We start from the raw sequence: 21428 nt of genomic DNA, 5'->3' as shown, positions 1-21428 counted from the left end.
CGAGCCTAAGGCTCCAGAGGTGCGGACGGTGTCGACACATCCCCGGCCGCGCGAATGCAGCGCACGGGTCCCCGATGAGGCAGGCTGTCGGGTGATGATCGATATTGTCCTTCCCTGCCTGGACGAGGCAGCCGCTCTCCCGCACGTCCTGGGCGACCTCCCGGACGGCACCCGAGCGCTCGTCGTCGACAACGGCAGCACCGACGGCAGCCCCGAGATCGCGCGTTCGCTCGGCGCGCACGTGGTGACAGCGACCCAGCGCGGGTACGGCGCTGCCTGCCACGCCGGGCTGATGGCGGCGACCGCCGATCTTGTCGCGTTCGTCGACTGCGACGGTTCGTTCGATCTCTCGATCGTGCCTGCGCTCGCGGCGCCGGTCCTGGACGGCAGTGCCGACCTCGCCGTCGGCCGGCGCCGACCGGTGGCCCGCGGTGCGTGGCCGGCCCACGCGCGTCTCGCGAACGGTGTGCTCTCCTGGCGGTTGCGCACGCTCGGTCTGCCCGTGCACGACGTGGGCGCCGTGCGGGTGGCGCGTCGCACGGCTCTGATCGATCTCGCCCAGATCGACCGGCGCAGCGGATATCCGCTGGAGACCATGGTGCTGGCGGCGAAGGCCGGGTGGCGGGTCGTGGAGACCGACGTCGACTATCACCCCCGACACGGACGATCCAAGGTCACCGGGACCGTGCGCGGCACCGTGCAGGCCATGCGGGACATGACCGTGGTGCTCGCCCGATGACCATCACGCTCGCGAGCGTGATGGTCATCGCGAAGGAACCGGTGGCCGGTCGGGTCAAGACCCGCCTCACCGTCGCCATCAGCCCGGAGCAGGCGGCCGCGGTGGCGGCCGCAGCCATCCGCGACACCCTGGATGCGATGAGCATGGTCCCGGCTCACCGTCACGTGCTGGCCCTCGACGGCGAGGCAGGCGAATGGGTGCCGGCCGGCTGGTCGGTCGTGGCCCAGCCCGAGGGTGGGCTGGACCGCCGGCTGGCCACGGTCATCGGCGGCCTCCCGCCCGGGCCGTGCCTGCTGGTCGGGATGGACACCCCCCAGGTCACCCCATCCATGTGCGGATTCGATCCGAACTCCTACGACGCGTGCCTCGGGATGGCGACCGACGGCGGCTACTGGGCCATCGGCTTCGCGGATCCCGCCATGGCACCCGAGGTGATCGAAGGAGTTCCGATGTCGACCGACCACACCGGGGCCGATCAGCTGGCCCGGATGCTGCACGCAGGTCTGCGCGTGCAGGAGTTGGCGCCGCTGCTCGATGTGGACACCCCGGAGGATGCGGCGCAGGTGGCCGCTCTCGTGCCGGCGAGCGCGTTCGCCGGTGCTTGGACGACGGCGATGGCGGCGACTGCCGCAGGGGCCGACGTATGAGGATCGGCGCACTGGCGGCGTACGAACAGGCGCTGCGCGACCGCGGCCCTCTCGGTCTGCACACCACGTCCGGTCACCGGATCGAGTTGGACATGGCCCGCTATCTGGCCGACGCCGACGCCGCGGACACCACGGTGTTGGAGCGCTGCGTGGGCCCGGTGCTGGACGTCGGATGCGGCCCGGGTCGCATCGTCGGAGCACTGACCGCTGCCGGCACGGCAGCCCTCGGCGTCGACATCGCGGACGCCGCGGTCGAGATCACCCTGCAACGCGGTGCCCTGGCCCTGGCCCGGGACATCTTCTCCCGGCTGCCCGGCGAAGGACGCTGGCGCACGGTCCTGGTGCTCGACGGCAACTGCGGCATCGGCGGCGACGTGCCGGCGCTGCTGCGCCGGATGCGCGAGCTGACCGCCGCCGACGGCACGGTGATCCTGGAGGCCGCGACCAGCGTGCCGGGCACGGACGAGGTGCTCACCGCGAGCTTCAGCACGGACGGCGAGGACGCGCCGACCTTCCCGTGGGCCGTCGCGTCAGCGGACGTGTTGCAGCGCTACGCCGAGGAGGCGGGCCTCGCGCTCGTGGAGCACTGGACTCACTCCGGCCGGGACTTCCTCATGGTCCGCAGCGACAGCACGTACAGCACCGCCGTGCAGACGACCACGACGGCCGCGATGATCCCGAAGTTCGCCACGTAGTTCTGCCGCAGCAGCGCCAGGGACGGGCTGCTGGCAGTGCCCTGACGCCAGACCACGAAGAACGCGACCGAGCCGACCAGGGCGATCACGAGCAGCGCGCCCTGCACGAACCCGCGCAGATGCGGCGGCAGCAGCTTGGCGAGCAGCCACCCGACCAGGAGCACGACGTTCGCGATGATCAGGTCGTGCAGCAGGATCCCGCTGATCAGCCATTCGCCGAAGTTGAGGGTCTTGATATAAGGCCGGTCCACCCAGAGCAGATGCAGCCCCCAGACGGCGGCCGCCATCCCGAGCACGCCGAGGGCGCCGCGGACGATGCGCTCAGGCATGCGAGACCACCACCGTGTCGACCCACTTCGTCTGCAGCTCGCCCTTTCGGTCCGGGGCGATGAGGCGCAGCGGGTATCCGTGGTCGAGGGTGAGCCGTTCACCGTGCAGGTGGGTCGCGAGGAGGGCCTCCTTCAACTGTCCTGCCGTGATGGTCGACCTGCTGAACCCGTGCTTCTCCAGGGAGCTCACCGTCACGATGCTGTCCGCGGTGCCTCCGACCATCGCGACGATGTCGAGCAGCGACGGCCCGGTCCAGGTCGCGCGCCGACTCCAGCCCTCCACGCACGCGATGGACAGATCGCGGGTCTGCGCGGGCATCGCCTCGATCTGCTGCAGAGTGAGCGTCCGGGTGCCGGTGCCGGTGCCGCCCCGCACGGTCAGCCGGTAGTCCGCGGATACCGCGGTCTTGCGCACTCCGGCAGCAGCCGCGGTGCGGTTGACGGGCAGATCCTGTTGCGGCGCGCGGTCGGGTCGACGGGGCGCCAGCAGTGCCACCTTCGCCAGCGGGCCGACCACCTGGCCGACCGTGGTGAGCCCGACGATGCCCGCCCCGATGCCCACGCCCGTCACGGCGCCGCGACGGGTCAGGCCGTGCTCGTCGACCATGGGTCCGTCCAGCTTCGTGGACAGCCCGCGGCGAATGATCGGGAGTTTGACGGCGATGTGCAGCAGGAGCGCGCCGATGACCACCCACCCGAGCGCGTAGTGCACCGACGCGAACGGCCACTTGAACGGGTAGTACTGCAACACGTTGAGCATCCCGGTGGTCAGCTGCACCAGCGCCCCGGCGATCAGGACGGCGACGGACGCACGCTCGAGCGCGTGCAGCACCGAGCGGACCGGCGGCCACTGCGCCAGCTTGTTCTGCACCGACCAGAGCTTGGCGAGCAGCAACGGGATCGAGGCGAAGCCGGTGATGACGTGCAGTCCCTGGGTGAAGCGGTATCCGCCGGCCGGTGTCGCGGGCGGCGGGAGCCACATCCAGGGGTGGGACTGGTAGTGGCTGATCACGCCGGTCACGAAACAGATGCCGAACGCGATGCCGACAGCAGTGCCGAGTCGAGCCGTGACCGACTCGTGGTGCAGCCGGCCGCGGTCTTCGCTCGGCCATCCGGGCGGTGGGGAGCTCGGCAGGCGCAGCTTCACGGACGGCATAGGTCGATCATGCCTCCCGTCGGCGTCCCGTGCCGCCGTCCGAGGTCACGATCTGCGGACGACTTGCGCGGGAGCGGGGTCAAAGACCCAAATCGCGACCGATCAGTTCCTTCATGATCTCGTTGGAACCGGCCCAGATCTTGGTGACCCGGGCATCGCGCCATGCGCGGGCGACCCGGTACTCGTTCATGAACCCGTAGCCGCCGTAGAGCTGCACGCACTCGTCGAGGACGTCGTTCTGCACCTGCGCGGTGAACCACTTGGCCTTCGCGGCGTCCACCGAGGTGAGAGTGCCTGCGGCGTGCGCCACCAGGCAGTCGTCGACGTATGCCTGGGTCACCTCGACGCGCGTGACCATCTCGGCCAGCTTGAACTTGTTGTGCTGCAGGCTTCCGATGGGCTGCCCGAAGGCCTTGCGCTCCTTCACGTAGTCCAGGGTCTCGGCGAGGATCTGTGCGACGTGGCTGATGTTGCTGACTGCGGCCCCGATGCGCTCCTGCGGCAGGCGCTGCATCATCGCGATGAAGCCCATGCCCTCCTCGCCGATCCGGTTCTCGTCCGAGACGCGCACGTTGTCGAAGAAGAGCTCGGCGGTGTCGGCCTCCTCCTGTCCGACCTTGTCGAGCTTGCGACCGCGGGTGAAGCCCGGCATGCTGTCCTCGACCATGAAGAGGGTGATGCCCTTGGCGCCCTTCGCCGGGTCGGTGCGCGTCGCCACGATGATGAGGTCGGCCCCGAAACCGTTGGTGATGAACGTCTTCGAGCCGTTGATCAGCCAGCCGTCACCGTCACGGACGGCGGTCGTCTTCAGCGCCGCGAGGTCGGAACCGCCGGACGGCTCGGTCATCGCGATCGCGCAGACCTTCTCGCCGGCGGCCATGCCGGGCAGCCACCGCTGCTTCTGCTCTTGGGTGCCGAGGTCGACGATGTACGGCGGGCAGACGTCGGAGTGGATGCCGAAGGAGGAGGAGACCGCCGCGTTGAACTTCGCGATCTCCTCGGCGGCCACCGCGTTGAAGAGGTAGTCGTCGACTCCGGCGCCGCCGTACTCCTCGGGGATGTCCAGGCCGAGGAAGCCCTGCTTGCCGGCCTCCTGCCACATGTCGCGCGCGATGGTCTTGTCGCGCACCATCTCCTCGGCCCGCGGGCGCAGGGTGCGCTCGACGAATTCGCGCACGGAGGCGCGGAACGCCTCGTGGTCCTCGGAGTAGATGTTGCGGGGCATGGCGGTGTCCTCGTGTCGCGAAGGGGGCATCGGAAGTGAACGGTGCAGCGCTCCGTCACTGACTAAGCGCTTGCTTAGCGTCCCAAATCTGCGGCATGCTCGTCAACATGTCCGCCGCCATTCCCGCGCCGCCGGCCCGGGCCGCGAGAGACCGACTACTCGATGCTGCGCGGACGTCTTTCGCTGACAAGGGTTTTCACGGTACGACGACCCGAGACATCGCGGCGGCCGCCGGCATGAGCCCCGCCGCGGTCTACGTCCACCACCGCACCAAGGAGTCGCTGCTGCACGAACTGTCGCTGGAGGGGCACCGCGCGACGATGGCCTCCCTCGACGCCGCGGTCCACGACTGCCCGGACGACGCAGTGGCGCTGCTGCACGCCTGGGTGACGGCGTTCGTCACCGGCCACGCGCTCGGACACACCACGGCGCGCATCGTGAACTACGAGCTCGAGGCGCTGACCCCGGAGCACCGCGTCGAGGTCGAGCTCTGGCGTTCGCGGATCCAGGACTCCCTGATCGACATCCTCGAACGAGGTTGTCACGCTGGGGAATTCGCCGTCGGGGACACGCACGTGGCCGCGAGCGCGATCGCCGGGATGGGCGTGGACGTCGCGCGCTGGTTCCGTGACGACGCGGGCACGGCCGCGACCGATCTGGCCCGGGAGTTCGCCGATCTCGCCGTGCGGATGGTGCGCGCCTGATGCCGCTGACCGGACGCACCTTCCGTGCGGTGCTCTTCGACAACGACGGCACGCTGGTCGACTCGATGCCGGCCGCGGCCCGCGCGTGGGTGCAGTGGGCCGACGAGCACGACGTGCCGCGGTCGGCCCTCGAGGGCATCGCCGGGATGCCGGCGGCGGCGATCATCGCCAAGGTCGCGCCGGGGGTCGAACCGGTGGCCGCACTGGCCCGGATCGAGGAGCTGGAGCTGCGGGACACCGCAGATGTGGTGGCTCTGCCCGGCGCGGTCGAGGCCGTCGAGGCGACCCGGGACCGCTGCGCGATCGTCACCTCCGCCACCGGCGACCTCGCCGCCGCCAGGCTGAGCGCGGCGGGCATCCCGACGCCGACCAGGCTGGTGACCGCCGACGACATCACCCGCGGCAAGCCCGATCCCGAGCCGTTCCTCATCGCAGCCCGCCTTCTCGGGGTCGAGCCCGATCAGTGCCTGGTGGTCGAGGACGCGCCCAACGGGCTCACCGCCGCACGGGCCGCCGGGTGCGCGACCCTCGCTCTGACGACCAGCCATACCGCCCACGAACTGGATGCCGATCTCGTGGTGGCATCCCTGGCCGACGTGGTCTTCGAGTCCACGTCGGCCGGTCTACGAGTGCGGGTGGTCGAGCCGTCCTAGCGGTAGTTGGTGAACTGCAGCGCGACGTCCAGGTCGGCGCCCTTGAGCAGCTGCTGGACCTCTTGCAGGTCGTCGCGGGACTTGGAGGAGACCCGCAGCTCATCGCCCTCGATGCGGGACTTGACCGATTTGGGCCCCTCGTCGCGGATGAGCTTGTTGATCTTCTTGGCGTCCTCCTGGCTGATGCCGTCCTTCAGCGTGGCCGAGAGCCGGTACTCCTTGCCCGAGAGCTTGGGCTCGCCGTCGTCGCTCATGTCGAGCGACTTCAACGACACCCCACGCCGGACGAGCTTGGTCTGCAGCACGTCGAGGATCGCCAGGACCCGTTCCGCGGTGTTGGCCTTCATGACGATGGTCTCGCCGCTCCACTCGCAGGAGGCGCCGACGTTGCGGAAGTCGTAGCGGGTGCCGATCTCCTTGGACGCCTGGTTCATCGCGTTGTCGACCTCCTGCTTGTCGACCTTGCTCACGACGTCGAACGACGAGTCGGCCATGGCTGCTCCTTCGGCTGGGGGTGGTGCGTCGGCGGGAATCGAGTATGCCGGACCCGCCCCGACGCGGTCGCCTCGACGGCGATCGGCCCGCCCGGACCGGGTGTGTCACCTTTCCGATTGGAGTGGTCGGGCACCCGTTGCTACCCTTGCGCTCGCACTCATGCCAGGTTGCCCGAGCGGCCAATGGGAGCGGACTGTAAATCCGTCGCGAAAGCTTCGAAGGTTCGAATCCTTCACCTGGCACCAGCAGTGTTCGATGCAGACAGCGCGTCCTTCGGGGCGCGCTGTCCGCGTCTGGCGTGGACCATGCTCCGAGCGCCCACCACGACCGGCTGCTCGGCTCCATACTGGTGCGATGTCGAGGATCCGTCGCGGGCCATCTCCGTGGGTGTGGGTCGCCCTGGTCGGATGGTTCTTCGTCGTATTCGGCTTCGCGACGCTGATGGACGAGGACCGCGTGCGGTTCAGCGGGTGGAGGTACCTGGCCTTCCTCGTCATCTTCGTCGTCATTCCAATCGGCTCGCTCGTGTTCTGCCGATGGCGCTCGGAACGGTCCGCGCGGCTGCGATTCATCGACGGCCTCCCACGGCCTGATCAGCCCGACCTGCCCCGATGACCTCCGCGCCGGTCCGTGCTGACGACGGCCCGTTGCTGCGGATGGGGGACCCGGCTGGGCGCCGGCTGCTCGCGACGACCATCCTCGGTTCGGGCATGGCCTTCCTCGACGGGACCATCGCCAACGTCGCGCTGCCACGCATCGGGCGCGATCTGCACGCCGACCTCGCCGGGCTGCAGTGGGTGGTGAACGGCTACACCCTGACCCTCGCCGCGCTGATCCTCGTCGGCGGCTCGCTGGGGGACCGGTTCGGCCGTAAGAAGGTGTACGGCGCCGGCATCGCGGCGTTCGCGGTCACCTCGGCGCTCGCCGCCCTCAGCCCTACGATCCAGATCCTCGTGGGCGCCCGGATGCTCCAGGGGGTCGCGGCCGCTCTCCTCACGCCCGGGTCGCTGGCGATGCTGCAGGCCTCCTTCCGCAAGGAGGACCGGATGAAGGCCATCGGCGCCTGGACCGGAATGCTCGGCATCGCGACCGCGGCCGGGCCCCTCGTCGGCGGCTGGCTGGTCGGCATCGAGTGGCGCCTCGCGTTCTGGATCAACGTGCCCCTGGCGGCGGTGGTGCTCTGGCTGCTGCGCACCGCGCCGGAGTCCAAGGACGACGAGGCCAGCACCCATTTCGACATCCCGGGCCTGGTGCTGGCGCCGGTCGCGCTCGCGGGGATCACCTGGACGCTCACCGCGTGGCCGAACGACGGTGCCGAGCTGCGCACCGTCCTGCCGCTGGTCGTCGGAGTGCTCGCCGCCGTCGCGTTCGTGGTCGTCGAGCGGCGCACCGAGCACCCCATGGTGCAGCCCTCCCTCTTCGCGGACCGGGTCTTCACGGTGATCAACCTGGTCACGCTCGCGGTCTACGCCGCGCTGGCAGGGAGCTTCTTCTTCCTGGCCGTCTACCTGCAGGTCAGTGGTGGGTGGACGCCGCTCGCCGCCGGGGCGGCCACCGTGCCCGTCTCGCTCATCATGTTGGTGCTGGCGTCCCGGTTCGGCGGTGTGGCGACCCGGTTCGGAGCCCGGCTGCCGATGATGGCCGGGAGCGCCCTGCTCGCGGTGGGCCTCGGCTGGCTGGCGCTGGCGCCCGACCATCCGACGTACCTGACCCAGTTGCTGCCCGGGATCCTGCTGATGGGGTTCGGGCTCAGCATGCTGGTCGCGCCGCTCACCGGCACCGTCCTCGCCGCGGCGCCCGACCACGAGGCGGGACTGGCCAGTGGCATCAACAACGCCGTGTCCCGTACTGCGGGACTGCTCGCCATCGCCGCGCTGCCCCTGGTGGTGGGCCTCAGCGGCGACCAGTACCGGGTCGGGCACGAAGTGGCCCGCGCCTATCGGTCCTCGATGTGGGTGTGCGCCGCCCTGGTGGCCGTCGGGCTGCTGCTGACGGTCGCGGTCGGCGGACGGCAGATCGACCAGGTCACGAGCGCGCCGGACGGCGACGCGTCGTCTGCGACCCCCTGACGTTCCCCGACCGCTCGGCCCTCAGCGCTGGGCGATGGGTGCGGTGATCAGCTCGTCGGGGATGCCGAGCGCGTCCACCAGATCGGTCACGTGGCCGCGCAGCTCGCCGCACAGCTCGTTGATGGTCGCCGTGACCAGCCGTGAGCGGGTCGTGTTGAGGCGACCGTGCTCGATGAACCAGGCCTTGTCCTGCTCGATCGAGTCGAGCGCGTAGAGCGTGAGGGTGCGACCGAGGAGCTCCTTGGCGGGGCCGCCGGTCATCTCGGTGTACGCCGCCTGCGCCTCCTCGAGGATGACCCGGTCGATGTGCGTGCGGGCCGCGAAGAGCACGTGGTCCTGCGCGTTGTTGAAGAGCTGGAACGCGTTCTCCTTGTTCGCCTTGCGCAGTCGCATGCCAAGCGTCTCCAAGGCGTGGTCGGCGCGCTGCTCGAACATCGAGAGCTGCCAGCCGTGGTCGTCCATCGCGCTCTCGTTGTCGCGGCCCTTGGCCAGGTCGACCAGTCGCTGGATGCCGGCGCGCCCGGTGGTGCGCTCGACGACCCCGCCCGCGACCTGCTTGCTCAGCTTGCTCACCAGTTCCGGACCGGCCAGGCCGCCCCACACCTCGGCGAACTCGGTGAGCAGTCCCTTGGCGACCAGCTGCATGAGCACGGTGTTGTCGCCCTCGAAGGTCGCGAAGACGTCGACGTCCGCACGCATCTGACCGAGTTGGTTGTCGGCCAGGTAGCCGGCACCGCCGCAGGCCTCGCGGCACACTTGAATGGTGTCGACGGCATGCCACGTGGTGGTGGCCTTGAGCCCGGCGACGCGGGTCTCCAGTTCGCGGCCGGCGTTCTCGTCGCGCTCCTGGCCGTCGACCTGGGGCGTCCCGTGCAGCTCCTGCAGCAACTCGGTCACCGAGTTCTGCGCGAAGCTGAGCGCATAGGACTTCGCCAGGCGCGGCAGCAGCTTGCGCTGGTGCGCCAGGTAGTCCAGGACGACGGTCTCCTCCTCCTGACCGGGCGCCTCGAACTGGCGGCGGACCGAGCCGTAGCGGAGCGCGATGGCCAGCGCCTTCTTCGCGGCCGCACCGGACCCGCCGCCGACGCAGACCCGCCCGCGCACGAGCGTGCCGAGCATGGTGAAGAAGCGGCGGTTGGAGCTCTCGATGTCCGACACGTAGCGACCGTTGTCGTCGATGTCGCCGAAGGCGTTGAGCAGATTGGCCTTCGGCACGCGTACGCCGTGGAAGGCGAGGGTGCCGTTGTCGACGCCGGGCAGGCCGGCCTTGTCGCCGTTGTCGCCGATGGTGACTCCGGGGAGCGGCGTGCCCTCGGCGTCACGGATCGGGACGAGGATGGCGTGCACGCCGTGCTCGCCCTCGGCCGTGCGCAGCTGAGCGAAGACGACGGCCATCCGCCCGTCCCGCGCGGCGTTGCCGATGTAGGTCTTGACGGAGGACTCCGTGGGGGAGTCCAGGACGATCTCCTGGGTCGCATCGTCGTAGACGGCGGTGGTCTCCAGGCGCTGCACGTTGCTGCCGTGGCCCACTTCGGTCATCGCGAAGCACCCCAGCAGCTTGCAGGTCATGATGTCTTCGAGGTACGTGGCGAAGTGACGCTCGGTGCCCAGGCGCATCACCGCGCCGCCGAAGAGGCCGAATTGCACGCCGGTCTTCACCAGCAGTGAGAGGTCGCCGAGGGCCTGCATCTCGAAGAGGACGCACGATGCGCCGTAGTTGTAGGTGCCGCCGTACTCGGTGGGGAAGCCCACCCGGCCGTAGCCCTGCTCCGCGACCCGCAGCAGCTGGCGCAGCACCCGCTCGCGCTGCTCCTCGACGGGCAGTCCCGGCTCGCCGAGGAGATCCTCGGGGGCCAGCTCGGTGCGGGCGCGTTCGCGCAGCTCCCACCACGCACCGTCGACCGTGCGGCGCAGCTGCTCCGCGACCGGTGAGATGCCCGGCGTCGGGGTGACCGACGACGGGCTGGACGCTGCCGTGGTCGAGTCCTGAGCCTTCGAAGGCGTCTGCTGGGCGGCGTCCGGCTGCGGGTCTGACGTGGAGGTGGTGGTCATCACGACTCTCTCTGATGGTTCTCGATGAATCCGTTCAAGCCGACTGCGGCGAATTCCGCAAGCTGCTCCACGATCTCCGCGCGAGGCACACGTTGCGGGTCGGTGACCCAGCTGTCGGCAGACTCTCGCACGAAACCGACGAGTCCGGCGGCCAGAATCGGGGCCAGCGCCTCGTCGCGTCCCCCTTCGCGAAGATTGGCGGCGAGTAGGTCGCTCAGCCGCTCGGCGATGCTCGCCGACAGGCCGATCACCGGGTCGGAATCCCGGGGGACCTGGACCTGCGGGGGACGGGTCACGAAGCGGTAGACCTCGGGGTCGTTCTCGACCAGTGCCAGGTAGCTGTCGATGGCGGCGATGAGCACGCTGCGCGGGTCGACCGACGACGGCCGGCGGGCCGCATCGGTGCGGTCCAGCGCGGCGCTGAAGTCCGCCAGGATCAGCCGGTCCACCGACGCGCAAACAGCGAGGTAGAGGCCGAGTCGGTCGCCGAGGTGGCGGTAGATCACGGTCTTGCTGGTGCCCGCCTCGGCCGCGATCTCGTCCATGCCCACGCCTGCGCCGTGCCTGCGGATCGCCCGAAGGGCGGACTCCGTCAACTGCACCCGCCGCTCTTCGCGGTGGGCGGTCCATCGCGCGTCGCGCCCGTCGACACGGTGCGTGCGGGATCTGGTCATGGAGAGCAGAGTATCCGAAACGCGGTGTATCTGCTACTTTGAGTACCGGTAACTTCTCCCCGGCCGACGGGGACCCCTCACCTGCAGGAGATGAATCGATGAGCCCACGCGACGTGTTCGTGCTCGGCGGCAACCGCATCCCGTTCGCCCGGTCCGGCAGCAAATACCTCAAGGCCTCGAACCAGGACATGCTGACGGCTGCGATCGACGGCCTGGTCGCTCGCTACCACCTGCAGGGCGAGCGCCTCGGCGAGGTCGCGGCGGGTGCCGTGATCAAGCATTCGCGCGACTTCAACCTGACCCGCGAGGCCGTCCTCGGCTCCCACCTGTCACCCGCCACCCCGGCGTACGACGTGCAGCAGGCCTGCGGGACCGGCCTGGAGGCCACCATCCTCACGGCCAACAAGATCGCGCTCGGTCAGATCGACTCGGCGATCGCCGGCGGTTCGGACACCACGTCCGACGCCCCGCTCGCGGTCAACGACGACCTGCGCAAGACGCTGCTCAAGGCCAACTACGCGAAGACCCCGAAGCAGCGGATCTCGGCCCTGCTCAAGATCCGGCCCTCGCAGCTCGCGCCCGAGCAGCCGAAGAACGGCGAGCCCCGCACCGGGCTGTCGATGGGCGACCACATGGCCATCACCGCGAAGGCCTGGGGGGTCACCCGGGAGGCGCAGGACGAGCTCACGGTGGCCAGCCACCAGCACCTCGCGGCGGCGTACGACCGCGGCTTCTTCGACGACCTGGTGACGCCCTACCTGGGGGTCACCCGCGACCAGAACCTGCGGCCGGACAGCTCGGTCGAGAAGCTGGCGACCCTCAAGCCGGTCTTCGGCAAGGGCGACGCGGCCACCATGACCGCCGGCAACTCCACGCCGCTCACCGACGGCGCGTCCGCGGTGCTGCTCGGTTCGCGGGAATGGGCCCAGGAGCACGAGCTGACCCCGCTGGCGCGCTTCGTGGACGCCGAGACCGCCGCTGTGGACTACGTGTTCGGTGACGAGGGCCTGCTGATGGCTCCGCCGTACGCGATCGCGCGTCTCCTGAAGCGCAACGGCCTGACGCTGCAGGACTTCGACTTCTACGAGATCCACGAGGCGTTCGCCTCGACGGTGCTCTGCCACCTCGCGGCCATGGAGGACCCGGCGTTCTGCAAGGAGCGCCTGGGCCTGGACGAGCCGCTCGGCGCGATCGACCGCTCCAAGCTGAACGTCGCCGGATCCTCGCTCGCGGCAGGACACCCGTTCGCCGCGACCGGTGCGCGCATCGTCGCCACCCTCTCGAAACTCCTGCACGAGAAGGGATCGGGCCGCGGCCTGGTCTCCATCTGTGCCGCCGGTGGTATCGGCGTCGTCGCGATCCTGGAGGCAGCGGAATGACCGACACCCTGACGACCCTGGTCAACCAGGGCATCGGCAAGAAGATCGCGGTGCAGCTCGGGCTGCCCCGCCCCACGATCCTGCATCGCTACGAGCCCGGGCAGGTGCTGGTCGACGGCTCCGTCGCCGTGGGCGGCATCGGCGAGGGCCCGAACGTCGCTGCGGTGGAGGCGATCCTGGCCGACGCCGGCGTGGCACGCGTCGAGGCGACCGCGGACACGGAGTACGGCAGCAAGCCGGCGGCCGTCGTCTTCGACGGCTCCGGCGCTCGCACCCTCGATGAGCTGGAGCAGTTGCGCGCCGTCCTCGGCCCGGCACTCAAGGCGCTCGGCAAGAACGGCCGCCTGGTCGTGCTGGGCACGCCGCCGGCCGACGTCCACGATGCCGAAGGAGCCGCCACGCAGCAGGCGCTGGAGGGCATCACCCGCTCGCTCGGCAAGGAGATGCGCGCCGGCGGCACCGCCAACCTGCTCTGGGTGGCGAGCGAGGCATCCGGTGACCGCGGCGTCCTCGAGGCCCCGCTGCGCTTCCTGTTGTCCAGCCGCTCGGCCTACGTCTCGGGCCAGCCGATCCGCGTGCTCGAGGCACCGGTGCAGCAGCCCGAGGACGTGCACGCGCCGCTGCGCGGCCAGGTGGCCGTCATCACCGGTGCCGCGCGCGGCATCGGTGCGCAGATCGCCCGGGTGTTCGCCCGGGCCGGCGCCGAGGTCATCGCCGTCGACATCCCGGCGGCAGGCGATTCGCTGGCCGCGGTGGCCAACGAGATCGGCGGGACCGCACTGCAACTGGACGTCACGGCGCCCGACGCGGGCGAGCGGATCGCCGCCGCGGTCAGCCGGCTGTCCGGCCACCTCGACGTGATCGTGCACAACGCCGGCATCACCCGCGACAAGCTCTTCGTCAACACCGACGAGGGCCGGTGGGGCAGCGTGCTCGACGTCAACCTGCGCAGTCAGTTCCGGATGAACAAAGTGCTGCTCGACCCGGCCACCGCCGGTGGCCTGCGCGACGGCGGCCGCATCGTCAGCGTCGCCTCGATCAGCGGGATCGGCGGCAACCGCGGCCAGTCCAACTACGCGGCGTCCAAGGCCGGTGTGATCGGCATGGTGCGCGAGCTGTCGCAGGAGCTCGCGGACCGGCACATCACGGTCAACGCGGTGGCCCCCGGGTTCATCGAGACCGAGATGACAGCGCGGATCCCGATCGCGACGCGGGAGGTCGGACGGCGGCTCAACTCGCTGCTGCAGGGCGGGCAGCCGGTCGACGTGGCCGAGGCCATCGCGTTCTTCGCCGAGCCCGGGTCCGCCGGCGTCACCGGCCAGGTCCTGCGCGTCTGCGGTCAGAGTCAGCTGGGGGCCTGAGGTGACACGCACCGTGGAGTTGTCCTCGGCGCCCTCGCTCGGGCCGCTGTTCGCCCAGGCCGTGGTCCGGGCCCCGTTCCGCAAGGGCCGCGAGCTTCCGGACCTGGTCGTGCGGCAGCTCGGCGCGTCGGTCGATCGCGACCAGCTCGCGGCGTACGACGACGTGTGCGGGTTCGCCCTCCGCGACACCCTGCCCGCGACGTACATCCACGTGCTGGTATTCCCCCTGCAGACCCGGGTGATGGCCGACGCGGCGTTCCCGTTCCCGCTCGTCGGCAGCGTGCACCTGACCAACACGATCGTCCAGCACCGTCCGGTCCTGGCCGGTGAGCTCCTGGACATCGAGGTCAGGGCGACCGACGTGCGCCCGCATTTCCGCGGCGCACAGGTCGACCTGGTCGCCGAGGTGTCGGTGGCCGGTGAGACGGTCTGGCAGGAGGTCAGCACCTATCTCTTCCGCGGCCAGAAGGTGGCGGGCACTGCCCCCCTGCGCAGCGTCGACCCTCAGCTGCCGACGGTGGCCGGGGCGCTGTGGCGGGTGCCGGGAGACATCGGACGCCGGTACGCCGCGGTGGCCGGCGACGTGAACCCCATTCACCTGCACCCGCTGGGTGCCAAGGCGCTGGGCTTCCCCACGACCATCGCGCACGGGATGTGGAGTGCGTCGCACGCGCTCGCGGCTCTGGCCAACCGCCTGCCCGACGGATTCACCTACACGGTGGAGTTCAAGAAACCCATCCTGATCCCGTCTTCCGTGAACTTCGTTGCACAACAACGAGACTCGTCATGGGATCTGGCGCTGACGAATGCCCGCAAGGGCACGGTGCACATGACCGGATCGATCAGGGCGCAGGCGCCGAGCACGATTTCATGATCGAAGCGGCTCTGAGGTAGCCTCTTCGCTGCGCTGCCGGGACGGTGGGCGACCACGTGGACTCACGTCGGTCGGATCCGTCCCAAGGTCGCGCAGGCCCCTATAGCTCAGTCGGTAGAGCGTCTCCATGGTAAGGAGAAGGTCAACGGTTCGATTCCGTTTGGGGGCTCGGTAACGCCTGCATCGGGAAGATTTTTCCCGATGCGACTGTTCCACCTGGCGGGGTAGCTCAGCTGGTTAGAGCGCACGACTCATAATCGTGAGGTCGCGGGATCGAGCCCCGCTCCCGCTACGAGAATCGTCCTTGAGTAAAACCGGTATCACCCGAAGGCAGGTAGCCCAGTGGCTAGCAAGAGCGCAGACATCCGTCCCAAGATCACCTTGGCGTGCACGGAGTGCAAGGAGCGCAACTACATCACCAAGAAGAACAAGCGCAACGACCCTGACCGGTTGGAGATCGCGAAGTTCTGCCCGCGCTGCAGCAAGCACACCGCACACCGCGAGACCCGCTGACCCGTTCGGTCAGCCCGTACGACCACCGAACCGGCCGTGCCGGGAGCGTCCACCGCTCCCGGCGCGGCCGGTTCGTCCGTTCCGTCCCTGACGGACGTGGCGCCGAGGATGGATCCCGGCCGCCCTGCCTCTGCCCCCGCCGGGTGCCGGTTAGGCTCGCGTGCCATGGCCGTGAATCCACAGGTGGAAGGTCGCACCTATCCGCCGACCGATCCGTACGTCGTCTCCCGGGCGAAGATCGCCGAGTTCGCCGCCGCGGTGGGTGCGCGCGATGCCGCCCACACCGACGTCGCCGAGGCCGGACGCCGGGGATACGCCGACGTGGTCGCGCCCCCGACGTACGCGATCGGCATCTCCCAGAGTGCGGAAGCTGCCGCGATCCTGGACCCCGAGGCCGACATCGACTACTCGCGGGTGGTGCACGGCGAGCAGAAGTTCACCCACCACCGGCCGCTCGTCGCCGGTGACGAGGTCGTCGCGCAGACCACGATCGCCCGGGTCCGGGCCGCCGGCGGCCACTCGATGGTGACCCTGGAGACGCAGATCAAGACCACCGGTGGCGACCTGACCACCACCGCCACATCTCTGCTGGTGATCCGCGGCGGAGGCGACGCATGAGCCCGGTTCCCCAGGTCGGCGAGCAACTGCCCGGCCGCACCATCCATGTCGATCGGGCCACCCTGGTGCGCTACGCAGGGGCCAGTGGCGACTTCAACCAGATCCACTGGGACGAGGCGACCGCCACCGCCGTGGGCCTGCCGAACGTCATCGCGCACGGCATGTGGACCATGGGCGCCGCCGTGCAGGTGGTCGTCGACTGGCTCGGCGACGCCGGCCGGGTGTCGGACTACTCCGTGCGCTTCAGCGCGCCGGTGCCGGTGCCGCACGACGGCGGCGCCGACGTGCGGGTCGAGGCGAGCGTGAAGTCCGTCGACGAGCAGGCGGGCACGGCGACGATCGCGTTGACGGCGACGGTCGACGGCACGGCGGTGCTGTCGCGGGCGCTCGCGACCGTGACCCTGGCGTGAAGGAGGAGCTCGACGTCCCTCTCGCCGGCCTCACGACCATGCGGGTGGGCGGTCCCGCGCGCCGGCTGGTGACGGTGACGAGCACCGACGAGCTGGTCGACGCCGTCCGCGAGTGTGACGACGCCGAGGAGCCGCTCCTGGTGCTCTCCGGAGGTTCGAACGTCGTCATCGCCGACGAGGGCTTCGACGGCACCGTGGTGCGGATCGCGACCCGCGGTGTCGAGGTGGACTCCGCCGACGCGTGCGGGGGAGTCTTCGTCCGGGTCGCCGCCGGAGAGCCCTGGGACGACCTCGTGGAGCAGGCCTGCGCCAGCGACTGGTCCGGCATCGAGGCACTGTCGGGCATCCCGGGGTTGACCGGCGCGACGCCGGTGCAGAACGTCGGCGCGTACGGCCAGGACGTCTCCCAGACCATCGCGCAGGTGCGGGTCTGGGACCGCCGCGAGGAGGCGGTGCGCACCTTCGCCAACGCTGACTGCCACTTCACCTACCGGCACTCGCTCTTCAAGGGCCGCGAGCGGTACGTCGTGCTGGACGTGCTCTTCCAGCTGCGCCCCGCCGACCTGTCCCAGCCGATCGCGTACGCCGACCTGGCCGCCGGGCTCGGTGTCGAGGTGGGTGACCGGGTGCCCCTGGCCGACGCACGGGCAGCGGTCCTGGAGCAGCGGGGCCGGCGCGGGATGGTGCTGCAGGAGTCCGACCACGACACCTGGTCCTGCGGTTCGTTCTTCACCAACCCGATCCTGAGCTCCGCCCAGTTCGACCTCTTCGAGCAGCGCGCTGCGGCCCGGTTGGGCCCGGACGCCCCACGGCCGCCGAGGTTCCCGTCCGACGAGGGCATCAAGACGGCGGCCGCCTGGCTGATCGACAAGGCGGGCTTCGGCAAGGGATACGCGATGCCCGGTCCGGCGGCCCTGTCGACCAAGCACACGCTGGCGCTCACCAACCGCGGCGGCGCCACCGCCGCCGACGTCGCGGCCCTCGCGCGTGAGGTGCGCGACGGGGTACACGACGCGTTCGGCGTGCAGCTGGTCGCCGAGCCGGTCATGGTCGGTCACGCCCTCTGAGCGGTGTGCGCCAGGTCGAGGCGCACCGAGTCCTCCAGGGGGGTCGGCGTGATCCCGAAGTGCTCCTGCGCCGCGCTCGAATCCATCACGTACGGCCCGCGGAACTGGTACTGCGTCTCGCGCATCTCCTTGATGAACGGGTTGAACACCCCACCGATCCACACGGCGGCGTAGGGCATCGACCGGACCTTGGGCTTCGCGCCGAGCTGAGCCGCGGCGATCGTCGCCAGCTCGCGCATCGTCGACGGTGCGACGCTCGGAGCGTGCCAGACCTTGCCCCAGCTGCTCGGGTCGTAGGCCGCCGCGATGAGGGTGCGCGCCATGTCCTGCACGTTCGTGAAGGTGTGCGGCGCGTCCAGGTCGGCCGGCACGTACGCCGTGCGTCCCTTGCGGAAGGCAGGCGTGATGGTGGCCTCCATGTAGGAGTTGCCGCCGAGGTAGTCACTGCCGCGGACCTCCACCGCGTGCAGCCGTCCGGCGCGGTGGGCCTCCATGGCGTCGGCGGTCATCCGGGCGCGCACCTTGGCCTTGTGGCCGGTGGCGCTGTCCGGCATGCCCTGGGTCATCGGGCCGTCGACCGGACCGTACGGGTAGAGGCTGGCGGTGGTGACGAGCACCGCACCGGAGCTCTCGGCCGCGGCGAGCAGTGCCTGGGCCATCGGCGGCCAGGTCTCCTGCCACTGGTCGTACGGCGGGTTGATGCAGTTGTAGATCGCGCGGGCGCCTGCGCAGATCTCGCTGAGGCGAGCGGCGTTCGACGCATCGGCGGCGACGGCCGTAGTGCCGGGCACCGCGGTGCCGCTGCGAGTGACGACGACGACCTCCGCGCCGCGCTCCACCAGCTGCTGGGCCACTGCCGAGCCGACCGGACCGGCTCCGACGACGACGTGCTTGTCCATGATGATCTCCTCTGTCGATAGCAATACGAGAGCGGTGCTCTCGGTTACGAGCATCGCTCCGGTACTGGGTCCATGTCAAGAGCACTGCTCTTTTTTGTTGGCACTGCTCTCGAATGTGTCATGATCGGCCCATGACAGAACGCCGCACCGGGGCGCGTGAGCGGGTCCGCGCCGAGACGACCGAGGACATCAAGCGGGTCGCGCGAGAGCACCTGGCCACCGACGGCGCCGACCTGTCGTTGCGCGCGGTCGCCCGAGACGTGGGCATGGTCTCCTCGGCCGTCTACCGCTACTTCCCGAGTCGGGACGACCTGCTCACCGCGCTCGTGGTCGACGCGTACGACGAACTGGCCGACGCCGCCGACGAGGCGGAACGCACGGCGCCCCGCCGTGATCCGCACGCACGATGGATGGCTCTGACCCGCGGGATCCGAGCCTGGTCGCTCGCTCACCCGCACGAGTACGCGCTGCTCTACGGCAGTCCCGTGCCCGGTTACCAGGCTCCGGAGGACACCGTCGGGCCGGCGAGCCGCCCACAACTGCTGCTCGCGCAGATCCTGCGTGACGCGGCGGCCGGGAGGTCGTCGACGGCAGCACAGGGGGACCGGCTGGGTCGAGGACTGCGGGCGGACATGGTCACCGCTGCCGCCTTCCTCGACGTGCTGGAACTCCCGGGCGCGCTCGTGGCCCGGGGCTTGCTCGCCTGGACACAGCTCTTCGGGGCCCTGAGCTTCGAACTGTTCGGTCGCTTCGAGGGCGGCATCGAGGACCCGGGCGCGCTGTTCGAGTTCGAGATGCGCGCCATGAGCGACTACCTGGGGCTGCGAGAGCGCGCTCACTGACCCGGAGTCGTCTGCGGCCGATCATCACGGTTCGGTCTCGTGGAGGCGGGGAACCACCGGCGGCCGTGCCGCTCAACGTACGCTCCGGGCGGTGCACGGCCAGGGGGCCGTGCCGTCCCAGGAAAGCAGACCTCCATGTCCCGTCGTTCCGTCGCGCTCGCCGCGATCCCACTCACTCTGGCGCTGGGCGCCGCGACCGCAGGCCACGCAGATGCCGCGGTCGTCGGTCACCACCAGGGCGCGCTGAAGGCTTTCAGCGCGAAGGTCCGCACCCACGCCGACGGCGACGCTCCGGTCATCGGCAGCTGTTCCCTCATCGTCCCGGCCACGGCCCGTGTCGTGCAGCCCGAGTACCAGGTGCCCGTGCGGGTGACCGGCGGGTGCGCCCTGCACCCCGGACCCAACGCCGCCTGGATCATCGGGAGCGAGGAGAACCCGTCCGACTTCATCCTCTTCGACGATCAGAAGAGCACCACGTGGGACATGTACGACGACACCCCGCTCGGCACCCACACCTGGGCCGGCGACGGGGCCTACGACGAGAACTTCGACAACGCCTACAGCCAGAACAGCCCTCAGACGACCACCAAGGTCGGGTCCTGGGCGGGGTTGAACACCTCGCGCTCCGGCAGCAGGGTCACCCTGAGCACTCACGTGGTGCGCTACTCCACCGCCAACGAGGTCAACATCCCGTGGGCGGGGGAGACCGGCGTCATCCAGTACAAGACGGTCGGCGGGTCGACCTGGACCGGCCTGAAGGACGTGGTGGCCGACAAGAGCGGCAACTACTCCTGGAGCTACACCTCCAGCGCCGCGCGTGACTACCGCGTGGTCTACAAGGAGGCGACCTACATCTGGGGCGCGACCAGCCCGACCTCGCGTCGCTGACGCAGCGCGACAGCGGACGGCCGCGGGCACCTCATGGGTGCGCGCGGCCGTTCGCCGTCGATGGGCGATTACGCCGGCTCGGCCAGCCAGGCGTCGATGTCGAGCAGCGCCGCGCGCTTGAGCTCCGTCGGCGCCCGCGAGGCATGCAGCGAACGGCGGGCCAGCTCGGCCAGTTCCGCGTCGGTGAATCCGTGGTCCTCGCGCGCGGAGGCGTACTGCGCGACCAGACGGTTTCCGAACAGCAGCGGGTCGTCCGCCCCCAGGGCGATCTGCGCGCCCGCGTCGAAGAGCCGCCGCAGCGGGACGTCCGCGGGGTCGGGGTAGACGCCGAGCGCGACGTTGGATCCGGGGCACACCTCGAAGGCAACTCCGGCATCCAGTGCCCGGTCGAGGACGGCGGTGGACTCCACCGCCCGGACCCCGTGCCCCAGCCGGTCCGGCAGCAGGCTGTCCAGCGTCTCGCTCACCGCCTGGGGCCCGAGCAGCTCACCGGCATGGGGCACCGACGCCAGACCGGCGGACCGGGCGATGTGGAACGCGGGCGCGAACTCGCTGGTGTCGCCGCGGCGTTCGTCGTTGCTCAGGCCGAAGCCGATCACCGTGCCGCTGGCGGTGCCGGCGTACTTGGCCGCCAGCCGCGCCAGGGTCCGCGCCTCGAACGGGTGCCGCATCCGGGAGGCCGCCACGATGACGCCGACGCCGACGCCGAACTGCGCACCGGCCGTGGCCGCCTCGTCCAGGACGATCTCCAGGGTTGGCGAGATGCCGCCCAGCCGCCCGGCGTACGACGTCGGGTCGACCTGGATCTCCAGCCAGCGCGAGCCCTCGGCCGCGTCGTCCTGCACGGCCTCCCGCACCAGTCGGCGCAGGTCGGCCTCCTCCTGCACGCACGCCCGCGCGGCGTCGTACAACCGCTGGAACCGGAACCAGCCGCGTTCGTCGGCCGCGCTGAGGGTCGGCGGCCATTCGCCGCGGAACGACTCCGGCAGCCGCAGCTCGTGCTCGGCGGCCAGCTGGTGCAGGGTCTGCACCCGCAGGGAGCCGGTGAAGTGCAGGTGCAGGTGCGCCTTGGGCAGCCGCGCGATCGATCGCATGATGAGCCGACGCTACGGGAGAGGGGAGCTCGTACGGCGGGCGGA

24 protein-coding genes and 3 tRNA genes are annotated in these 21428 nt (G+C 70.3%); 19 read left to right on the top strand and 8 right to left on the bottom strand.

What is annotated here, in order from left to right:
• Positions 1-94: 94 nt before the first annotated feature.
• The 3 genes from HNR15_RS13790 to HNR15_RS13780 are packed head-to-tail and all read left to right on the top strand — an operon-like array spanning position 95 to position 2081.
• Entirely contained in the window at positions 95-739 is a 645-nt protein-coding gene (locus HNR15_RS13790) for a glycosyltransferase family 2 protein (RefSeq protein ID WP_179482711.1), read from the top strand.
• Positions 736-1386 (top strand): TIGR04282 family arsenosugar biosynthesis glycosyltransferase, encoded by a 651-nt coding sequence (locus HNR15_RS13785; protein ID WP_179482709.1) that lies wholly within the window; start codon positions 736-738, stop codon positions 1384-1386. Before HNR15_RS13790 ends, HNR15_RS13785 begins: the two co-directional genes overlap by 4 nt.
• Positions 1383-2081, top strand: a complete 699-nt coding sequence (locus HNR15_RS13780; RefSeq protein ID WP_179482707.1) for a methyltransferase domain-containing protein — start codon at positions 1383-1385, stop codon at positions 2079-2081. Before HNR15_RS13785 ends, HNR15_RS13780 begins: the two co-directional genes overlap by 4 nt.
• Here HNR15_RS13780 and HNR15_RS13775 read toward each other — a convergent pair.
• The 3 genes from HNR15_RS13775 to HNR15_RS13765 form a co-directional block, all read right to left on the bottom strand.
• On the bottom strand, positions 1979-2410 hold the full coding sequence (locus HNR15_RS13775) for a hypothetical protein (RefSeq protein WP_179482705.1): 432 nt from the start codon (positions 2408-2410) through the stop codon (positions 1979-1981). The genes HNR15_RS13780 and HNR15_RS13775 overlap by 103 nt on opposite strands.
• Complete coding sequence (locus tag HNR15_RS13770; RefSeq protein WP_179482703.1) at positions 2403-3566, bottom strand: molybdopterin-dependent oxidoreductase; 1164 nt, start codon at positions 3564-3566, stop codon at positions 2403-2405. The genes HNR15_RS13775 and HNR15_RS13770 overlap by 8 nt, the downstream gene beginning before the upstream one ends.
• Before the next feature lie 79 nt (positions 3567-3645).
• Positions 3646-4791: an acyl-CoA dehydrogenase family protein gene (locus HNR15_RS13765; protein WP_179482701.1), complete on the bottom strand. Its 1146-nt coding sequence runs from the start codon at positions 4789-4791 to the stop codon at positions 3646-3648.
• A gap of 107 nt (positions 4792-4898) precedes the next feature.
• Here HNR15_RS13765 and HNR15_RS13760 point away from each other — a divergent pair, with 107 nt between their 5' ends.
• Positions 4899-5495 (top strand): TetR/AcrR family transcriptional regulator, encoded by a 597-nt coding sequence (locus HNR15_RS13760; RefSeq protein WP_179482699.1) that lies wholly within the window; start codon positions 4899-4901, stop codon positions 5493-5495.
• Positions 5495-6148, top strand: a complete 654-nt coding sequence (locus tag HNR15_RS13755; RefSeq protein ID WP_179482697.1) for an HAD-IA family hydrolase — start codon at positions 5495-5497, stop codon at positions 6146-6148. The genes HNR15_RS13760 and HNR15_RS13755 overlap by 1 nt, the downstream gene beginning before the upstream one ends.
• On the opposite strand, the gene HNR15_RS13750 is transcribed toward HNR15_RS13755, so the two are convergent.
• Positions 6145-6642, bottom strand: coding sequence for a YajQ family cyclic di-GMP-binding protein (locus tag HNR15_RS13750; RefSeq protein WP_179482695.1), 498 nt, complete (start codon positions 6640-6642; stop codon positions 6145-6147). The genes HNR15_RS13755 and HNR15_RS13750 overlap by 4 nt on opposite strands.
• Before the next feature lie 162 nt (positions 6643-6804).
• Here HNR15_RS13750 and HNR15_RS13745 point away from each other — a divergent pair.
• From HNR15_RS13745 to HNR15_RS13735, 3 genes are all read left to right on the top strand, one after another.
• Positions 6805-6888: transfer RNA gene (locus tag HNR15_RS13745), tRNA-Tyr, on the top strand.
• A 109-nt stretch (positions 6889-6997) separates the two neighbouring features.
• Positions 6998-7258 carry a hypothetical protein gene (locus tag HNR15_RS13740; RefSeq protein WP_179482693.1) on the top strand — a complete coding sequence of 87 codons (261 nt, stop codon included), beginning with the start codon at positions 6998-7000 and terminating at the stop codon, positions 7256-7258.
• Entirely contained in the window at positions 7255-8712 is a 1458-nt protein-coding gene (locus HNR15_RS13735) for an MFS transporter (protein ID WP_179482691.1), read from the top strand. The genes HNR15_RS13740 and HNR15_RS13735 overlap by 4 nt, the downstream gene beginning before the upstream one ends.
• A gap of 21 nt (positions 8713-8733) precedes the next feature.
• On the opposite strand, the gene HNR15_RS13730 is transcribed toward HNR15_RS13735, so the two are convergent.
• Positions 8734-10764 carry an acyl-CoA dehydrogenase family protein gene (locus HNR15_RS13730; RefSeq protein WP_179482689.1) on the bottom strand — a complete coding sequence of 677 codons (2031 nt, stop codon included), beginning with the start codon at positions 10762-10764 and terminating at the stop codon, positions 8734-8736.
• Complete coding sequence (locus tag HNR15_RS13725; RefSeq protein ID WP_179482687.1) at positions 10764-11438, bottom strand: TetR/AcrR family transcriptional regulator; 675 nt, start codon at positions 11436-11438, stop codon at positions 10764-10766. The genes HNR15_RS13730 and HNR15_RS13725 overlap by 1 nt, the downstream gene beginning before the upstream one ends.
• Before the next feature lie 98 nt (positions 11439-11536).
• Here HNR15_RS13725 and HNR15_RS13720 point away from each other — a divergent pair, with 98 nt between their 5' ends.
• From HNR15_RS13720 to HNR15_RS13680, 9 genes are all read left to right on the top strand, one after another.
• The gene (locus HNR15_RS13720) at positions 11537-12817 is read left to right on the top strand and encodes an acetyl-CoA C-acetyltransferase (RefSeq protein WP_179482685.1); all 1281 of its coding nucleotides are present in this window, start codon (positions 11537-11539) and stop codon (positions 12815-12817) included.
• Positions 12814-14178 (top strand): 3-oxoacyl-ACP reductase, encoded by a 1365-nt coding sequence (locus HNR15_RS13715; RefSeq protein WP_179482683.1) that lies wholly within the window; start codon positions 12814-12816, stop codon positions 14176-14178. Before HNR15_RS13720 ends, HNR15_RS13715 begins: the two co-directional genes overlap by 4 nt.
• A gap of 1 nt (position 14179) precedes the next feature.
• A complete protein-coding gene (locus tag HNR15_RS13710; protein WP_218883742.1) occupies positions 14180-15052 on the top strand; it encodes a MaoC/PaaZ C-terminal domain-containing protein in 873 nt (290 codons plus the stop codon).
• A 96-nt stretch (positions 15053-15148) separates the two neighbouring features.
• Positions 15149-15221, top strand: a tRNA-Thr gene (locus HNR15_RS13705).
• A 49-nt stretch (positions 15222-15270) separates the two neighbouring features.
• Positions 15271-15344: transfer RNA gene (locus tag HNR15_RS13700), tRNA-Met, on the top strand.
• Between the two features lie 50 nt (positions 15345-15394).
• The gene (gene rpmG / locus HNR15_RS13695) at positions 15395-15565 is read left to right on the top strand and encodes a 50S ribosomal protein L33 (RefSeq protein ID WP_179482681.1); all 171 of its coding nucleotides are present in this window, start codon (positions 15395-15397) and stop codon (positions 15563-15565) included.
• A gap of 165 nt (positions 15566-15730) precedes the next feature.
• Positions 15731-16183 (top strand): FAS1-like dehydratase domain-containing protein, encoded by a 453-nt coding sequence (locus HNR15_RS13690; RefSeq protein WP_179482679.1) that lies wholly within the window; start codon positions 15731-15733, stop codon positions 16181-16183.
• The gene (locus HNR15_RS13685) at positions 16180-16593 is read left to right on the top strand and encodes a MaoC family dehydratase (protein WP_179482677.1); all 414 of its coding nucleotides are present in this window, start codon (positions 16180-16182) and stop codon (positions 16591-16593) included. The genes HNR15_RS13690 and HNR15_RS13685 overlap by 4 nt, the downstream gene beginning before the upstream one ends.
• Positions 16590-17660, top strand: a complete 1071-nt coding sequence (locus tag HNR15_RS13680) for a UDP-N-acetylmuramate dehydrogenase (protein ID WP_179482675.1) — start codon at positions 16590-16592, stop codon at positions 17658-17660. The genes HNR15_RS13685 and HNR15_RS13680 overlap by 4 nt, the downstream gene beginning before the upstream one ends.
• Here HNR15_RS13680 and HNR15_RS13675 read toward each other — a convergent pair.
• A complete protein-coding gene (locus tag HNR15_RS13675) occupies positions 17648-18559 on the bottom strand; it encodes an NAD-dependent epimerase/dehydratase family protein (protein WP_179482673.1) in 912 nt (303 codons plus the stop codon). The two genes, HNR15_RS13680 and HNR15_RS13675, sit on opposite strands and share 13 nt — an antisense overlap.
• A gap of 131 nt (positions 18560-18690) precedes the next feature.
• Here HNR15_RS13675 and HNR15_RS13670 point away from each other — a divergent pair, with 131 nt between their 5' ends.
• Complete coding sequence (locus tag HNR15_RS13670) at positions 18691-19401, top strand: TetR/AcrR family transcriptional regulator (RefSeq protein ID WP_179482671.1); 711 nt, start codon at positions 18691-18693, stop codon at positions 19399-19401.
• 135 nt (positions 19402-19536) lie between these two features.
• Positions 19537-20289: a hypothetical protein gene (locus HNR15_RS13665; RefSeq protein WP_179482669.1), complete on the top strand. Its 753-nt coding sequence runs from the start codon at positions 19537-19539 to the stop codon at positions 20287-20289.
• A gap of 68 nt (positions 20290-20357) precedes the next feature.
• Here HNR15_RS13665 and HNR15_RS13660 read toward each other — a convergent pair whose 3' ends face one another.
• Positions 20358-21383: an adenosine deaminase gene (locus tag HNR15_RS13660; protein WP_179482667.1), complete on the bottom strand. Its 1026-nt coding sequence runs from the start codon at positions 21381-21383 to the stop codon at positions 20358-20360.
• Positions 21384-21428: the final 45 nt, after the last annotated feature.

Source organism: Allobranchiibius huperziae (genome assembly GCF_013410455.1).
In the GTDB taxonomy this organism is placed as follows: Bacteria; Actinomycetota; Actinomycetes; order Actinomycetales; family Dermatophilaceae; genus Allobranchiibius; species Allobranchiibius huperziae.
This window is presented reverse-complemented; position numbering and strand designations above follow the sequence as displayed.

What these genes read in the sequence shown, in the direction of transcription:
- HNR15_RS13790 (WP_179482711.1), top strand. Translation starts at nt 95, where the DNA reads ATGATCGATATTGTCCTTCCCTGCCTGGACGAGGCAGCCGCTCTCCCG.
- HNR15_RS13785 (WP_179482709.1), top strand. Translation starts at nt 736, where the DNA reads ATGACCATCACGCTCGCGAGCGTGATGGTCATCGCGAAGGAACCGGTG.
- HNR15_RS13780 (WP_179482707.1), top strand. Translation starts at nt 1,383, where the DNA reads ATGAGGATCGGCGCACTGGCGGCGTACGAACAGGCGCTGCGCGACCGC.
- HNR15_RS13775 (WP_179482705.1), bottom strand. Translation starts at nt 2,410, where the DNA reads ATGCCTGAGCGCATCGTCCGCGGCGCCCTCGGCGTGCTCGGGATGGCG.
- HNR15_RS13770 (WP_179482703.1), bottom strand. Translation starts at nt 3,566, where the DNA reads ATGCCGTCCGTGAAGCTGCGCCTGCCGAGCTCCCCACCGCCCGGATGG.
- HNR15_RS13765 (WP_179482701.1), bottom strand. Translation starts at nt 4,791, where the DNA reads ATGCCCCGCAACATCTACTCCGAGGACCACGAGGCGTTCCGCGCCTCC.
- HNR15_RS13760 (WP_179482699.1), top strand. Translation starts at nt 4,899, where the DNA reads ATGTCCGCCGCCATTCCCGCGCCGCCGGCCCGGGCCGCGAGAGACCGA.
- HNR15_RS13755 (WP_179482697.1), top strand. Translation starts at nt 5,495, where the DNA reads ATGCCGCTGACCGGACGCACCTTCCGTGCGGTGCTCTTCGACAACGAC.
- HNR15_RS13750 (WP_179482695.1), bottom strand. Translation starts at nt 6,642, where the DNA reads ATGGCCGACTCGTCGTTCGACGTCGTGAGCAAGGTCGACAAGCAGGAG.
- HNR15_RS13740 (WP_179482693.1), top strand. Translation starts at nt 6,998, where the DNA reads ATGTCGAGGATCCGTCGCGGGCCATCTCCGTGGGTGTGGGTCGCCCTG.
- HNR15_RS13735 (WP_179482691.1), top strand. Translation starts at nt 7,255, where the DNA reads ATGACCTCCGCGCCGGTCCGTGCTGACGACGGCCCGTTGCTGCGGATG.
- HNR15_RS13730 (WP_179482689.1), bottom strand. Translation starts at nt 10,764, where the DNA reads ATGACCACCACCTCCACGTCAGACCCGCAGCCGGACGCCGCCCAGCAG.
- HNR15_RS13725 (WP_179482687.1), bottom strand. Translation starts at nt 11,438, where the DNA reads ATGACCAGATCCCGCACGCACCGTGTCGACGGGCGCGACGCGCGATGG.
- HNR15_RS13720 (WP_179482685.1), top strand. Translation starts at nt 11,537, where the DNA reads ATGAGCCCACGCGACGTGTTCGTGCTCGGCGGCAACCGCATCCCGTTC.
- HNR15_RS13715 (WP_179482683.1), top strand. Translation starts at nt 12,814, where the DNA reads ATGACCGACACCCTGACGACCCTGGTCAACCAGGGCATCGGCAAGAAG.
- HNR15_RS13690 (WP_179482679.1), top strand. Translation starts at nt 15,731, where the DNA reads ATGGCCGTGAATCCACAGGTGGAAGGTCGCACCTATCCGCCGACCGAT.
- HNR15_RS13685 (WP_179482677.1), top strand. Translation starts at nt 16,180, where the DNA reads ATGAGCCCGGTTCCCCAGGTCGGCGAGCAACTGCCCGGCCGCACCATC.
- HNR15_RS13675 (WP_179482673.1), bottom strand. Translation starts at nt 18,559, where the DNA reads ATGGACAAGCACGTCGTCGTCGGAGCCGGTCCGGTCGGCTCGGCAGTG.
- HNR15_RS13670 (WP_179482671.1), top strand. Translation starts at nt 18,691, where the DNA reads ATGACAGAACGCCGCACCGGGGCGCGTGAGCGGGTCCGCGCCGAGACG.
- HNR15_RS13665 (WP_179482669.1), top strand. Translation starts at nt 19,537, where the DNA reads ATGTCCCGTCGTTCCGTCGCGCTCGCCGCGATCCCACTCACTCTGGCG.
- HNR15_RS13660 (WP_179482667.1), bottom strand. Translation starts at nt 21,383, where the DNA reads ATGCGATCGATCGCGCGGCTGCCCAAGGCGCACCTGCACCTGCACTTC.